Raw genomic sequence first — 14910 nt, 5'->3', positions numbered from 1 at the left:
GAGGAAGTATACCTCTTGGGTAGCAAAATCACAAGCAAGAGGGACGAACGTATGGCGATTGACTGTGTGCTACATTTGGATGATTTCTTGCGCCAGGGTGTGAAGGGCTTCTTTAAGCTCGGGTGGACGCTGGATGACAAATTTACAGCCGAGACCGACCAGGAGGCGTGCTATTTTGTCAAGCGTATCAATGGAGGCGCGAAATAGTACTCCCGACGTTTGTGTATCTACACTCAGAGTGGCAAGCGAGGCGGGGATTTTACGGCGGGCTTCTTCAAGGGAGAGCATGAGTAGTACTTCGACATCCCAGCGGTCAGGAATGGCAATAAAGGATTGAATGATGTAGTCCAGGCTGTCAAAGTCGGATGGGCGCGTGAAGGTCTCTTCCTGCATCTCAATCTGTCGCATACGGTCCAGACGAAAGACTCTCAGGGCTGAGCGCATATGACAGTAACCAACTGTATACCAGCGTCCAGCATGACAGACGACTCCATAGGGATCAAACAGGCGCTCCGTGTCGCGATCGTCGTTTGTTCGATAGCAGAGTCGCACACGACGACCTTGTTGCGCTGCCAGGCTGAGCAGTTCTATCACGATCCTCTCCACCAGCACATCCGACGAGAGGGTGTCGATGACAAGCGTCTCCTGCAATGCCTGGATTTGCTCTCGCAAGGAGAGCGGCAGGACACGTTCAAGCTTCGCCAGCACACCTTCAACCGTTGGAGCCATCGCATCCACACCCACGCGCTGAACCAGATGCAGTCCCAATGTCAGGGCCAGGATTTCATCATGGGAAAACATCAAAGGCGGCAACTTAAAACCGGCACGCAGCCTGTATCCTCCATGCCGACCGATCACTGCCTCAACCGGGATACCGATATCCTGCAACATGATGATGTAACGTCGGATCGTTCGCGTATCAACTTCCAGGCGTCTGGCGAGTTCTGGACCGCTCATCGAGGGTCTGGATTGCAATAACTCAAGTACAATCAGTACGCGGCTCGTTGGATGATACATACAAACGTTCTCCCCGTACACAGATTTACAACTTCTGACAAAATCCGCAGAAAGGCGGACCGCTTCCATCCGCCTTTACAAGTATACTCGAAAAAGAACAAAGTACAATTGAAGGAGAAATGCACATGTTTCAAGGTTTGCGTACCGTTGTATACGGTGTTACTGATCTGGAAAAAGCTAAAGCATGGTATAGCGAGATACTTGGTATCCAGCCATACTTTGATCAGCCATTCTACGTCGGCTTCAACGTCGGCGGATTTGAGCTTGGACTCAATCCCAATAGCACGGCTGGCGCCTCGGGTCCGATCGCCTACTGGGGCGTCACGGATGCACAGGAGGCCCTCACACGCCTCCTGGCTGCCGGAGCACGCGAACATGAACCTGTAGAGGATGTCGGCGATGGCATCTATGTAGGATCGGTGATCGATCCCTTCGGGAACACGTTGGGGTTTATTAAAAATCCACACTTTGCATTACCGGAGAGCAATACATAAAACCAGCCAATGTAGTAGCGTGTCTGGGAGCGGGATCAATCTTCCGATGAGCCTGGTCATATGGCAAAGCCGCAGGCGCACGGAAGCCACGCTCCCTGGCGTTTTGGAGAGTGTATCAAATGGATGTGAATCTTTCTTCCGAATTGCCGTTTATGCATATGCAAGGTGTCCTTTCGCACGTCCATATATCGTAAACATGCAATATAGGCACCTCGGAAGACCACTCCATTGCCATGAGAAATATTCCCCAAAACGCTAGGGGCGTGACTTCAGCACGTCTGCAATCCTCCACACGAGATACAGGTATCTCAGAAGAGCGCCTCATTGCCCTGAGAACTCCTTATTTAAGGATCAATGTTTCAAGCTCAAGAAGGCACCTCTGTAGGTTCATCCGGACTGGATGCCGATTGGCGTAACGGTCGCGGGCGTCTTCTACGCGAGAGGTAGTAGATGCCAATAAAGATGACTGCGAAGAGCAGAATGGGGAGAAAATTTAGAAGACTGTTGCCGCTATCGTTGATGTAGAGATAAATGGTATTCTGGGCAGCAACAAAATGATCGCTATTGGTGCCACCAACGATAAGAGCCTGCACAGGCGCAGTATTGGGAAGTCCTGCTGCGATGGCGGTCCAGGTGGCCCCTTGATTGGTACTTTGAAATGCGCCTGCCTGCGTGCCTACGTAAACAGTGTTGGCTGAATGAGGATCCAGGAGCATTGAGGTAATCTGCGCGTTCGCCAGGGTGTCGTTTTTGGCCGACCAGTGGACACCGTTATCCTGCGAGACGTAGATGCCTTGCTGCGTGCCCGCATAGACGATCTGATTAGAGGTCGTGAGGATACTATTAATGGCTATATGCACAGGCAAGCCTTGATTGAAAGCGCTCCAGGATGCTCCACTGGTTGCGGTACGATATATTCCCTGATCAGTGGCCGCCCAGAGTTGTTGCTGGTAGACGTTGTAGGTTAAACCACGTATCGCCACAGCCGTTGGTAGTCCGCTGGAAATGTTTTTCCAGGAGTTCCCTGCATCAGAGCTCATAAAGATGCCGTGCTGAGCAGTTCCGACGTACAGGGCGTTCGTTGTCGATGAGGTATCAAAGGCCAGAGCTGTGTATGCATCGGCGGGGAGCTTGCTGGCTGGGATGCTCTGCCAGCGTTGGCCATTGTCAGATGAATACCAGAGGCCATGATCAGTAGCAGCATAAAGCTTTTTCCCCGAAGGATCCAGGCCAAGCACGTTGATGGTGATCGTTTGTGAGAATGTATTCTTTGTCGCTTGCCAGTGTTCTCCAGCGTCAAGGCTCACCAGCAGCACGCCCTGAGCGCCTCCCGCATAGAGATCCTGTGGCTGCGCGGGATTCACCGCCAGGGCACGTATGTGATAGGCACTTGAAGTACTTGCTTGCCAGCTTCTACCGCTCCCACAGGCGGCGAGCGCGAGTAGTAAGCAGAGACTGACAATACTCAGGGGTAGGATGCGAGCAAGACGATTTTTGACTACCTGGCAATACATATCATCCTCTTTACACAAGCGATAAGCTTGATAAATCGCCTCGCTCCCCCGGCTCACGGCTCGATTATTTATCCACGACGGATCACGCGGCGCACTGCGACAACTGTTTCTTCCATCACGTAGCCTTTAGGCAGCTTTACGGGCTTATTGTTCTGTGGGAAGACAAGATCCTTCACATTACTCAACGCTGGCAGAGCGCCTTTGATACCACGCTCCGGCTGCAAGCGCATGAGCAGGTTGCGACGCAATAATTCTATACCCACTCCCACGGCAAGTGCTCCCACGCCGGCTGCTACGCTACGCGGTACGGGAGAATTATACAATACCGCAGGCAGATGTGTCTGTAAAGGAATGAGACTGCTCGATTTTTTTGTGACCTCAGCACCACAACTCTGGCAGTACTGATCGCCCTCCGCATATTCCACATGACAATTGGGACACTGCATTATTTTTTCCTCCGTGAATAGGCTATTTTTGCTCTTTAACCGCTTATGTATTAACCTCTCCCAACAAACAAGCTTTTGATATAAGCAAAACAATAAGTCTCTATATAGTGTACAGAGTAGAAAAATTGGGGGAGAGATTGGGACGATTTTAAATAAAATACCACAAAAATCTGTCACGACAAAACTGACAGATGCGGCAAGAATAGACTTCTCTCTTTTGGTACGTTTCTATTGATCCGTTAGATCCATTATACAACCTCGTGAGCTCTACGTCCCGCAAACTGATTCCGATACAGGAAGAAGGTACAGTACGCTTACTCGCCTGGAGTATTTTCGCTCCTCTACGCCCATCCAAACGCACGATCAATGATTTGCTTTTTCAAAAAGAATCTTGTACGCTACACCATAACACAGCCGTTCCTTTGTTTTGCAGAAACTGCTTATTTTCAAGCATCCTTCTATCCAACAACATCAAAGGAGATCTATCACGATGACGCAAGCCGAAAAAATCACTGCACCGTCGCAGCCAGCCGCAGCAAGCTACACCAGCGCCACCAGCGATGTGCCTCTGCTCGGACTCACGATCGGCGACATGTTTGATCAGACAGTTGAACGCTATCCAGATAATCCAGCCCTCATCGTACGGCATCAAAATATCCGCCTGACCTACCGCGAGCTACAAAGCCAGGTCAATCAATGCGCCCGCGCCCTGATGCGTCTGGGACTTGAGAAGGGACAACGGTTAGGGATCTGGTCACCCAATCGCGCCGAATGGACCATCACGCAGATTGCCGCCAGTAAAGTGGGAACCATTTTGGTTAATTTAAATCCAGCCTACAGGCTACAAGAGATCGAATACACACTCAAGCAGTCGGGCTGTACAGCGCTCCTGCTGGGAACCGATTTTAAAAGCTCACACTATACTCAGATGATCCTGGATCTGGTCCCAGAGCTTGGCTCCGGCTCAGATGAGTTAATCCAATCAGACAGGCTACCAGAGCTGCGCACGATTATCCGCATGGGCACGGAAAAGCAGCCCGGGATGCTAACCTGGAGTGAATTTCTCGCTCTGGGAGCAGAGATCAGTGGCGATGAGCTTGCAACACGTCAGCAGGAGCAAGCTTTCGACGATCCGATCAACATTCAATATACCAGCGGGACCACTGGCTTTCCTAAAGGTGCCACCCTCAGCCATCATAATCTGCTCAACAACGGCTATTTCGTCGCGCGCCTGCAAAACATCACGCAGCATGACAAGATCTGCATTCCTGTCCCACTCTATCACTGCTTCGGCATGGTCATGGGCAATCTTGGCTGCATCACGCATGGAGCCACCATGGTCTATCCAGCTGAAGTATTCGATCCAGTGGCCACGCTTCAGGCGGTCCAGGAAGAACAGTGCACCTCGCTCTACGGCGTCCCCACCATGTTCATCGCCGAGTTAGATCAGCCGACATTCTCCTCATTTGATCTCAGCAGCCTACGTACCGGCGTCATGGCAGGATCTCCCTGCCCCATCGAAGTCATGCGCCGCGTCATCGACCTGATGCATATGGCCGATGTCGAGATCTGCTATGGGATGACTGAGACCAGTCCCGTTTCCGCACAGAGTCGCAGCGACGCTCCACTGGAAAAGCGCGTCGCCACCGTCGGAACCATCCATCCCCATCTCGAAATCAAAATTATCGATCCCAATAGCGGACAGATCGTCCCACGCAACACGCCCGGAGAGCTGTGCACACGCGGCTATAGCGTCATGCTCGGCTACTGGAACAATCCCGCGGCGACCGCGCTGGCGATCGATCAGGCTCGCTGGATGCATACCGGCGACCTGGCTACCATGGATCAGGATGGCTATATCTCGATCGTCGGACGCATCAAGGATCTGGTGATTCGCGGCGGCGAGAATGTCTATCCACGCGAAATCGAAGAGTTCCTCTATACACATCCGCAGATCAGTGACGTCCAGGTCATCGGCGTCCCCGATCCCAGATACGGCGAGGCCATCATGGCCTGGATTAAGCTGAAGTCAGGAGCTTCGCTCAGCGTCGCCGAGGTCCAGCAGTACTGCCAGGGCCGCATCGCGCATTATAAGGTGCCACGCTACATCAAATTTGTCGATGCCTTCCCGATGACTGTGACCGGCAAGATACAAAAGTATCTGATGCGGCAGCAATCCATCGAGGAACTGGAGATGTAAAACGCAGTCCAGTCGCTGAAAATATCGGCAAGCAACGCCAGTAGAGGACGAGCTAAGATCCTATCGATTTTGGGTAATAAAGCAATTTATAATATTGAAAAGCAAATATATTTTGCCAACGATAGATCTGCACCTTATATATGTGAAGTTTTTGATCGGATAAAGTTAATCAGGAGTATTTATCATGGCAGATAAACGGTCTTTAAGTGTAGAAAGAGATCGACCACGAGAGGTCAACCCAGGACGACAACAAGAAGCCGGAGGGTCATCACATAATGATTTTGTTAGGATGCAATCTGAAGAGGCGCGGCATGCAAGAGCAGCACACGAGGATGTCGCTCGTGGGAGTGATGCGTCTCTCGAGAGACGCCCTTCAGCAGAAGGTGACATTGCTCAAAGCAATGCTGCACTCAAAGAGAAAATGTCAGAGGTTTTTCGTGATGGGTATACCTGGCGTATATCTGAAGAGAAGGTAACCTTTTCAGCAATGGATCAGGCCATGCAACATCCTCAAACCAGGACTGAATATATGAAGATGTTGCATGACCATATTCCTGATAGCCATGAATTTTTCGACGATAAAGACTCTTACCATATCGCAGTACAAACCGCACGGGCCTACGAGTTCGCTAAAGATTATCAACCTCTTTTTTCTAGCTTAAAGGAACGCTATCCTACTTTCGATGAAAACCAGCTGCATATAGAAGCTAGCAGCAGAGCTTTTAAAAATCAAGAGAAGAAGCAAGGTGACATTTTAAATGACCCAGATCAACGTATCTTTAGCGGCACACGTTATAAAGATGAAACACGAGAGGACGAGGGGCACATTATTAAGGCAGGGCGTGCCGAGCCATCAGAAGATTACACAAAGAGCGACAAGTCTGAGACTGAGCATAAATTGCGTGATATTACGTGGCGAGGAAACCCTCCTGGAAATTGGGACACATTGTTTGAGGGCAATTCTACCACATCCTCCTCCCGGTACCACCTCGACGTCTCTTCTCTTTCCCTATCCTACCAGGATCAGCATTTAAAATCGCTTGAGGTCATAAACGCCAGGGGAGAAGGTACTTCCTATATTGCCGCAAAGCTTACAACAACGGATGGGAAAACATATTATGCGCTCGCGACGAATCGTGAACAGCGCGATAGAGTCCTCGACACAGTAAAGCAGACCAGGCCCTTTTTAGCAGGAAACCAGTTCGAGGAAGTTATAACGCGTCAGAAGAGCGAAGGACACACAGAGAGCTTCTGGGAGAACTGGCGCCTTAGCGATGAAAATCGCGAGAACTACTATAGATTGATCCAGCCAGCGATGGGAGATTATACCAAAAGCGTCCTTGAAGATTTTGTATCAAGAGGCAAACAAGAGGTAAAGATCCTGGACATCGCCGGAGGCAATGGTGATCTGGCCGAGCATATTATCAAGGACGCTCAAGAGCACTTCCCAGATCTAAAAATCAAATACTACCTCGTCGATTTTAATAAGCAGGATACCGAGACGGCGCAAGAGCGCTTCGACAGGCTACCCTCTCAACATCTACAAACCTTTGTTTCCCAAAAAGACTTGTCTGTATATAAATCCAATCCTGAACGACTGATGGATGAGATCAAACTCCCCCGGGAGGGAGCAGACATTGTGATTAACTGTGGTGGATTGCTCAATCAAGAAGTTGCGCATGATGCAAAGGAGGCAAAAGAGTACTATAATACGTACCTCCAAATGTTGAAGAAACCAGGATCAACAATGATCGCTTCCGGGCTTACTCCTTTACATATTGATTCGCGCGACCACGAAAGAAGTGGTATGGAGATACTCAATCTTCATGATGAACTGAACGATCGTCAGATGCATGTTGTCAGACGCCGCTATGAAGAATAATAAAAAAGTGGACATTGTAATCCGCTTCCGTCGCGATCAATTCACTTGATCGCGACGGGCGCTTAGCATGCACCGCTACTGCATTTGGTGAGCCATACTAACAGCGAATGCGACCAGAATGCCTGCGAGAACACATGCGAGAATCATCACAATGATTGGCAGTAGAAGCACAGCCAGTGTTGCTCGACCTCCACTCATACGGTGAACGGCCATGGTCATGTAGACTTGTAGCACAATCATATAGATACTGAAAGCCAGGACGACCAGCGTGCCTACGACTGGTATCCAACTAATGAGAATGAGGACGCTTGACTGAGGGGTATAAATAAGCATATAGCTGTACATGTGCTCTACAAATGTTCCCTGGCCCTTGAAAGCTTTGGCGATAAGGTAGTAAATGCCAACCATAGCGAATAGCAGAGCAGGCGTAAAGATAGCTGCCCCGATGCCGATAGCGCTTGAAAATTTGCTCTCTAAATTAGCCTGATTAACCTGTAGATTACTACTCTCTGTCATCATAGTAGACCAGGCTGGCAGCAGTACACTGTATAGGATAGTAACGAATAGTGTGTGCAAGACAGTGAGGAACGCAATCTGGAACCAGATGATATTCCAGGCTGCTTTGCTCTTCTCCTGAAAGAAGGTCGCTGCACCAGGTTTGGTTATGACTCTCCAATACTGCGCGGGCAATTGCTTGATCGCCTCACCGAACGGTAGTGGCCGGGGTGGAGGACCATCAAAATTCGCCCCCGGATAAGGCGGGTACCCATAGCCTGGTGCGGGATAACCAGGAGGTGGATAGCTGGGAGGTGGATAGCCGTAGCCGGGAGGTGGCGAATAACTGTCATTGACATTCTCAGGAGGCGGTGGATAACCCGACTCGGGTGGTGGTGTCGCATCTGGATTATTGCTTTGGTTAGGATCGTAAGACATACAACATCCTCTTTCCTGCAAACAACTAAATTATACCAAAGATAAAAAATATGTCTGGTGCTTATATTTTAATAGAAAGCAATAAATTAATCAATCACCAATGTATTTCTTTTTGTCGATTTATTAGCTTTTACGTGTTTGCTTGACGTATCCTACCAATGTGTTCTCGAGTTGATGCGTATTGGGAGTCTGCATTGTATCTTTTACGCCGCTACGTTTCTGTGGTAGCATGAAAGATAGCTTGATGATGATATGCCTGGAGATATCGCGGGCATGAATAGCCTATCTAATGCACAAACTATTGCTTGAAAAGATGTAAGGAGCTTTGTATGGGCGAGAAGGACATGCTTGCTGGCCTGGAACGACGCAGAGAAGATAACAGGTTGATTACTGGTAGTGCTTACTATGTGGATGATTTGCGACCGCCAGCCGGACGACCATCAGCTCTCCATATGGTAGTTGTACATAGCTTGTACGCTCATGCGAGGATAAAGCATATTGATCTCGCTGAAGTGCGGCGTCTGCCAGGAGTGATTGGAGCCTTTAGCGGCGCTGAACTGGTTAGTGATATGCCAACGATCGAGCCGATGCCGATGCCGGGTCTCAAAAGGACCAGCAGGCGACTACTCGCGATCGACAAGGCCCGCTATGTAGGCGATCCGCTGGCAGTTATCCTGGCGGAGAGCCAGTATATCGCTGATGACGCGCTCCAGCTGGTGGATGTGGACTACGAACCTCTGCCCGCTATCACCGATCCGGAAGCGGCACTCGCATCAGATGCTCCGCTCCTCTATGAAGAGTTTGGCACGAATCAAGCCTACCTCAATCAATCGGGAGGAGGCGATATTGCAGCCGCATTTGCACAGGCCGATCGTACAATCAATTTGCGCCTGATCAATCAGCGGCTGGCACCCAGTTCGCTGGAATCCCGAGCGTGTCTGTTCGATTTTGACCCCGCGAGTGGAGAGTTGTCTGCCTGGGTCTCTTCTCAGTCGCTCTCGCGCGTACGCTTAACGCTGGAACAATTTCTCCATATCGAGCGAGACAAGATCAAGGTCTACAATGCGGAGGTCGGAGGAGGCTTTGGGGCGAAAACGACGTTCCTTGGTGAGGAGATTGTGGCCGCTGCTCTGGCGATGAAATATGGACGTCCGGTAAAGTGGATCGAAAATCGTAGCGAGAATTTACAATCTCAGATCCATGGACGCGGGCAGGTCAATTATATCGAGGCCGCTGTGAAAAGCGACGGTCAATTGCTTGGGATTAAATTGCGCACCATCGGCGATATGGGCGGATTCCTGGCTGGCATGACAGCAGCCATCCCGATAGGCACGACCTACCTGCTAAACGGGCCGTATCGCGTGCAGGCAATCGATGCTCAGGTCGTCGGAGCCTTTACAAATAAGGTACCAACGGCTGCGTATCGCGGAGCCGGTCGACCCGAGGCGACATATATCCTGGAGCGCATTATGGATCGTATCGCGCATGAGCTACATATCGATCCAGCGGTGGTGCGTCAGCGCAACTTCATCTCCGCCGATGCCTTTCCTTATCGGACCGTGACTGGTATGCAATACGAGAGCGGAAACTATCAGGTTGGCCTTGAGCGCCTGCTCAAGCTGTCAGATTACAATGGCTTACGAGCCAGGCAATCCGAGCGCCTCAAGCAAGGAGGATCACAGCCTCTGCTCGGACTTGGTCTGGCAACGTTCATTGAGAACTCTGGCGGCGGTATGGGACCGACTGGTCCCCAGATTCCACAGGAAGCTGCCACGGTACGCATCCGACAAGATGGGACGGTCCTGGTACAGAGCGGGGTCGCAACCAATGGTCAGGGGCATTTCACGGCCTTCACGCAGATTGTGGCAACGGTCTTGCAAATCCCTGCGGCACGGGTCGAGGTGCAGATGAACGACTCCACACTCCCAGCGTACAGCATCGGCACCTTTGGCAGCCGTGTCACCCAGACCTCAGGATCAGCGATCCTGCTCGCCGCCGAAGCCGTCCGCAACAAAGCGTTACAGGTGGCCGCGCACTTGTTGGAAGCCACAATGCAAGATCTGATTATGGAAGATGGTCAGGTTATGGTACAAGGGACTCCAGCCCGTGCGATCCCATTGGGAGAGCTGGCACGTCTGGTGGAAGAACAGCCCGAATTGATCGAACATGAGTCGCCGAATCTGTTTAATGGCGCTCCAATCGAGGGGCTGGCCGCCTGGCGCGATTTTGTATCACCACAAGCGACCTTCTCATCGGGAGCACATCTGGCGGTCGTGGAGGTGGATCAGACGACCGGCGACGTGCACATTCTGACCTACTTCGCGGTCGACGATTGTGGACGCGTGCTGAACAATTATCTGACGGAAGCACAGATACATGGAGGACTGGCTCAAGGGATCGGTCAGGCTCTGTACGAAGAAGTGATGTATGACGATGAGGGGCAAAATCTCACCAGCACGCTGATGGATTATGCGCTACCAACCGCCGGACACATCCCAGAATTTGTCACCGAGTTCGTCGAAACGCCATCCACGCGCAATCCGCTGGGAGTCAAGGGAGTAGGCGAAGCCGGCACGATCGGCGCACCGCCAGCCGTCGTCAACGCGGTCCTGGACGCACTCGCGCCACTGGGTATCAAAGCAGTCGACATGCCACTCAAGCCAGAAAAAATCTGGACCTTGATACAAGCCGCACAACAAGGGACGCTCACACAACCAGATCCGACGTTTCCATCCGTCTTCAATGCCGAAGCGAAGGCACCAAAAAGTGACGATGCTCCAGAATTTGAGTAGCGTCCTCGCCGAATAGATTAGCCTGTCTGGCCTGTTTTTATATCAAACAGGCCAGAGAGCGAATTTTTTTATTTGTTCTCGGTCTTGACCCTGTCTTCGCGCATTTCATCCAGAACAACGGCAATGGCGAGCACAAAGGGAGCATCGATATTAGCAGGAACATCAACTGTGTAATGATCGCTCAAGAAGGCAAATTCACGACTGATATGTCCATAAAGGCGAGCATATTGATCTACGATCTCAAAATCCCACTCCTGGAAGTTGCCATGAAGCTGAAGCACAGCACCACTGGCGCAATCAACCTCAAAGAAATTATTCTTGAAATCGGAAGACTCCTTGCGACGAATGGTAGCGATCTCAGATTCGTTCTGATAAAACATATACTGCTTGTCGTAGGTAAAGACTTTCTCTTTGATGCTGATAACTTCTTTTCCAGTATGCCGATCATAAATATGTAGATAGTCCCCAATACGTAAAAAGCTCCCCTTCACATCAAAAATAATCTCATTTTTATCACCGCGCACAACGAAATCATCTTTAACAGTCAAGAAACGTTCTTTCAAGTGATAACGCATAGTGTTCCCTCCATGACGATACAAAGTATTTTCTTATCATGAAGTATAACGGAAAACTCTGCCATATATCAAATCCGAGATAGAGTAAGTGGATATTTTGTCGGAAGGGTTACACAGTACGACTCCTCGCTCGCCTTTGTACAAGTGCCTCAACACCATCAAAGATACAGGCCAAACTCAACTCAAACTCAGCGTCTGATCCGTCTGCATCACTCAAAGCACCTGACGCGATGGCAGCATGCAACGCCGGGAACCGCAAAGGATCGAGGACTCCGGCAAGGACGCGTCCGTAATCCGCCATGGTTTCCTGCGCGGTGAACCCTGACGCGAGGCTTGCGGCACCAATGGTAGCCGCCAACGTGGCTTCACTGCGAACGAAACCGCTCAGGAGCATGATAACCGAAAGTTTCTCAGCTTCGGCAAGGTTGGTCTCTCCCAGAAGCCGAAGACCGACCTCCACCCATGCAACCTGATTGGGCGAGATCGGTGGCCCACTGATCGGGATGTACAAAGCCCAGGTATGCCGACTGTAGCCGGCACGTATTGCTCTGACCCAGTGTTCCAGGCCCGTACGCCAGCCATCGTTCACGTCGATAGCTGGCGGTGGCGTCCCCAGAGCAACGTCGAGCATGAGCATAAGCAACTCATCTTTGGAGTCCACATAGCGATAGAGCGACATCGCCCCTGTCCCAAGGTCAGAGGCAACACGATTCATGGATACGGCAGCTAACCCTTCTGAGAGCGCAATCCTTATCGCTACCTCAGCAATCCGCTCGATGCTTAATCCCCGTTTCGGCCCTTTCCTGGCACGAGGATGTGTCCCCCAGGCCAGTGCAATGCTCGCCGGGATCTCGAATGCGTGCTGTTCATCCATTAATTGTTATCCACCTTCCTTCTTACAAGGTTGACAATGCAACATATTGAGTATATCATACGCAATATAGCGTACGCCATACGCATAATACACTCGCAGAAGTGTGCTACAAATGTAGAGCAAAAGCCTGCTCTTGAGAATCGGCACCCATGGAAGGAAAATGCATCGTGCGAGACATAGTTTCCCTCATTCCCAAGTTACTCCTGCTTAGCGGAGCCATTGGTCCCTTACTTTTTTTGGCAGCCCTCCTGCTTGAGGGAGCATTGCGGCCAGGATACGATCCCTGGCGGTATTTCGGCAGTGAGCTTGCTCTAGGTAAACGGGGCTGGGTACAGATTACCAATTTCCTGGTTAGTGGTCTGCTGATCTTCGTTTCAGCGTTTGGCATCACTCGCGTCTTACCAGGTTCCTGGTGGGGAGCATTGTTTCTGGGACTCTTCGGCCTGGGTCTGATGGTGGAAGGTGCATACATAACAGATCCTATCTTCTACTTTCCACTGGAACTGAAGCAAAAAGGGCCAACCCTTCATGGCAAGATTCATGGAGCGAATTTTCCCATCACCGCTGGGTGGCTCGTAATAAGCACGTTTTTCTTTAGTAGTCTTTTCTTCTCGGTCAGTGAGCTCGTGTGGGCCTGGTACTCTCTCTGCTCTGGAGTTGCCTTCATAGCTTTTCTCGGGATAATGATGGCTACAGGAGTCACACAAACCCACCAGCATAAGGCAGAGGCTCTGGTGGGTTTGTGGCAACGATGCGCAATTGCCGTAGGGTTCATCTGGATCACTGCCTTGAATGCCTCTCTGCTCTGGCAGATCCGATAGGATCGGATACACGAACCATTAAACGTAGAGTAGAGAGAAATGCGATTATGATGCGCTGCACAGTGTCTTAAAATCTGTGCAGCTCTGATTTAGAGTGAGGATGGGCGGCTCTCCAATATCTCGGCAATCGCGTTGATGACGATCGCGTTCTCATCAATCGTGTTATAGAAATAAGGCGAGATACGTACACGTCCGGGTATATGATCGACGATGATGCCTCGGGCAAGGAGTTCACGGGCGATGCGAGATGGATCTGGCAGTTCTAGCGTGACCAGAGAGCTACGCAACTCCGGTTCCTGCGGCGCGTAGACGGTCCAGCCGCGTTCGCGGGCACGGGCAATGAGGTCGTTGGTCAGATAGCGCGAGCGTTCGCAGATACTCTGGATGCTGATCTCTTTGATGAGATCTAAGCCTCCAAGGGCTGCGTAGACGCTGGCCATGGCGGGTGTTCCCAATTCCAGGCGTGAGGCGTCTGGACGAAATTCGAAGGTGTCATTTTTGAACTGTAGACGATCTTTGGCACCGAACCAACCGGCAATGGTTGGCTGTACCAGCGGGATCAGACCTTCACGCACGTAGATCAAGGCCAATCCGGGTCCGCCCAGGAGCCATTTCAGCGAGCCCGTGACCAATACATCCACATCGAGAGTGTTCACGTCGAGGGGAATCTGGCCCGTCCCCTGATAGTCGTCGACGAGCAGATAGGCTCCGTGCTTGTGAGCAATGTCGGCGACCGCTCGGATGTCCTGGATGTATCCACTACTATAGCAAACACGCGAGGTCGCCACGAGAGCGGTCCGATCGTCCACCAGAGAGGCAAAGTCTTCAGGGGCAACGTAGATATGATCAGGGCTGGGCACGAAGCGGCATTCGACTCCCAGGCGTTGCCTGGCCAGCCATTGATACGTCATCGTAGGAAAATCCATCTCCGACATCACAATATTGTTGCGCTCACTGTAGTCGAGCGCCGAAGCAATCGAGCTGAGCGCCGTCGAGACGTTGGGGGCGATGGCGATCTCGTGCGGCTGCGCTCCAATCAGGGTCGCGAACGTGCGGCGCACCCGATCGATCTCGGCCAGCCAGTGATCATCCCAGGCCTGTGCACCCCATTCGTTCCATGTCGCTAAAAACTGCGTCACATTATGCAAAGATCGATGCGAAAGTGCCCCCAGGGAGCCACTATTCAGATAGGTCTTCTTCAGAAGTATCGGAAATTGCTCCCGATACTCAACCAGTTCGGAATGCTCAAGCGCCGGAGGCGTCGGAAACTGCATCCTGGATTCCCCTGCATTCATCCTGAGTGTGCTCCTTCAATATAGAAAGTCGCTCTGGCTCGATCAGCCGCTCTTACTATTGTACATT

The 14910-nt window shown here is 51.1% G+C and carries 12 protein-coding genes; 5 read left to right on the top strand and 7 right to left on the bottom strand.

Annotated elements, in window-relative coordinates; all coding sequences use genetic code 11:
• Positions 1 to 69: 69 nt before the first annotated feature.
• Positions 70 to 1017, bottom strand: coding sequence for a helix-turn-helix transcriptional regulator (locus AC27N8_RS31370; RefSeq protein WP_487072925.1), 948 nt, complete (start codon positions 1015 to 1017; stop codon positions 70 to 72).
• 125 nt (positions 1018 to 1142) lie between these two features.
• Here AC27N8_RS31370 and AC27N8_RS31365 point away from each other — a divergent pair, with 125 nt between their 5' ends.
• Complete coding sequence (locus tag AC27N8_RS31365; protein ID WP_487072923.1) at positions 1143 to 1511, top strand: VOC family protein; 369 nt, start codon at positions 1143 to 1145, stop codon at positions 1509 to 1511.
• A gap of 365 nt (positions 1512 to 1876) precedes the next feature.
• Here the strand turns inward: AC27N8_RS31365 and AC27N8_RS31360 are convergent, their stop codons facing one another.
• Together AC27N8_RS31360 and AC27N8_RS31355 are read right to left on the bottom strand one after the other, a co-directional pair.
• Positions 1877 to 3025, bottom strand: a complete 1149-nt coding sequence (locus AC27N8_RS31360) for a WD40/YVTN/BNR-like repeat-containing protein (RefSeq protein WP_487072921.1) — start codon at positions 3023 to 3025, stop codon at positions 1877 to 1879.
• Between the two features lie 68 nt (positions 3026 to 3093).
• Positions 3094 to 3471, bottom strand: a complete 378-nt coding sequence (locus AC27N8_RS31355) for a zinc ribbon domain-containing protein (protein ID WP_487072919.1) — start codon at positions 3469 to 3471, stop codon at positions 3094 to 3096.
• 490 nt (positions 3472 to 3961) lie between these two features.
• On the opposite strand from AC27N8_RS31355, the gene AC27N8_RS31350 reads away from it, so the two are divergent.
• A complete protein-coding gene (locus tag AC27N8_RS31350) occupies positions 3962 to 5671 on the top strand; it encodes an AMP-binding protein (protein WP_487072917.1) in 1710 nt (569 codons plus the stop codon).
• Positions 5672 to 5855: 184 nt separating this feature from the next.
• Positions 5856 to 7553 (top strand): hypothetical protein, encoded by a 1698-nt coding sequence (locus tag AC27N8_RS31345; RefSeq protein WP_487072915.1) that lies wholly within the window; start codon positions 5856 to 5858, stop codon positions 7551 to 7553.
• 75 nt (positions 7554 to 7628) lie between these two features.
• Here the strand turns inward: AC27N8_RS31345 and AC27N8_RS31340 are convergent, their stop codons facing one another.
• The gene (locus AC27N8_RS31340; protein ID WP_487072913.1) at positions 7629 to 8486 is read right to left on the bottom strand and encodes a YIP1 family protein; all 858 of its coding nucleotides are present in this window, start codon (positions 8484 to 8486) and stop codon (positions 7629 to 7631) included.
• A gap of 329 nt (positions 8487 to 8815) precedes the next feature.
• Here AC27N8_RS31340 and AC27N8_RS31335 point away from each other — a divergent pair, with 329 nt between their 5' ends.
• Positions 8816 to 11278: a xanthine dehydrogenase family protein molybdopterin-binding subunit gene (locus AC27N8_RS31335; protein WP_487072911.1), complete on the top strand. Its 2463-nt coding sequence runs from the start codon at positions 8816 to 8818 to the stop codon at positions 11276 to 11278.
• 68 nt (positions 11279 to 11346) lie between these two features.
• On the opposite strand, the gene AC27N8_RS31330 is transcribed toward AC27N8_RS31335, so the two are convergent.
• Positions 11347 to 11853 carry an LURP-one-related/scramblase family protein gene (locus tag AC27N8_RS31330; protein WP_487072909.1) on the bottom strand — a complete coding sequence of 169 codons (507 nt, stop codon included), beginning with the start codon at positions 11851 to 11853 and terminating at the stop codon, positions 11347 to 11349.
• A gap of 109 nt (positions 11854 to 11962) precedes the next feature.
• Complete coding sequence (locus tag AC27N8_RS31325) at positions 11963 to 12727, bottom strand: TetR/AcrR family transcriptional regulator (RefSeq protein ID WP_487072907.1); 765 nt, start codon at positions 12725 to 12727, stop codon at positions 11963 to 11965.
• Positions 12728 to 12894: 167 nt separating this feature from the next.
• Here AC27N8_RS31325 and AC27N8_RS31320 point away from each other — a divergent pair, with 167 nt between their 5' ends.
• On the top strand, positions 12895 to 13548 hold the full coding sequence (locus tag AC27N8_RS31320) for a DUF998 domain-containing protein (protein ID WP_487072905.1): 654 nt from the start codon (positions 12895 to 12897) through the stop codon (positions 13546 to 13548).
• A gap of 89 nt (positions 13549 to 13637) precedes the next feature.
• Here AC27N8_RS31320 and AC27N8_RS31315 read toward each other — a convergent pair whose 3' ends face one another.
• Positions 13638 to 14843, bottom strand: a complete 1206-nt coding sequence (locus AC27N8_RS31315) for an aminotransferase class V-fold PLP-dependent enzyme (RefSeq protein ID WP_487072903.1) — start codon at positions 14841 to 14843, stop codon at positions 13638 to 13640.
• Positions 14844 to 14910: the final 67 nt, after the last annotated feature.

This window comes from Dictyobacter sp. Z7_2 (genome assembly GCF_057551105.1).
This window is presented reverse-complemented; position numbering and strand designations above follow the sequence as displayed.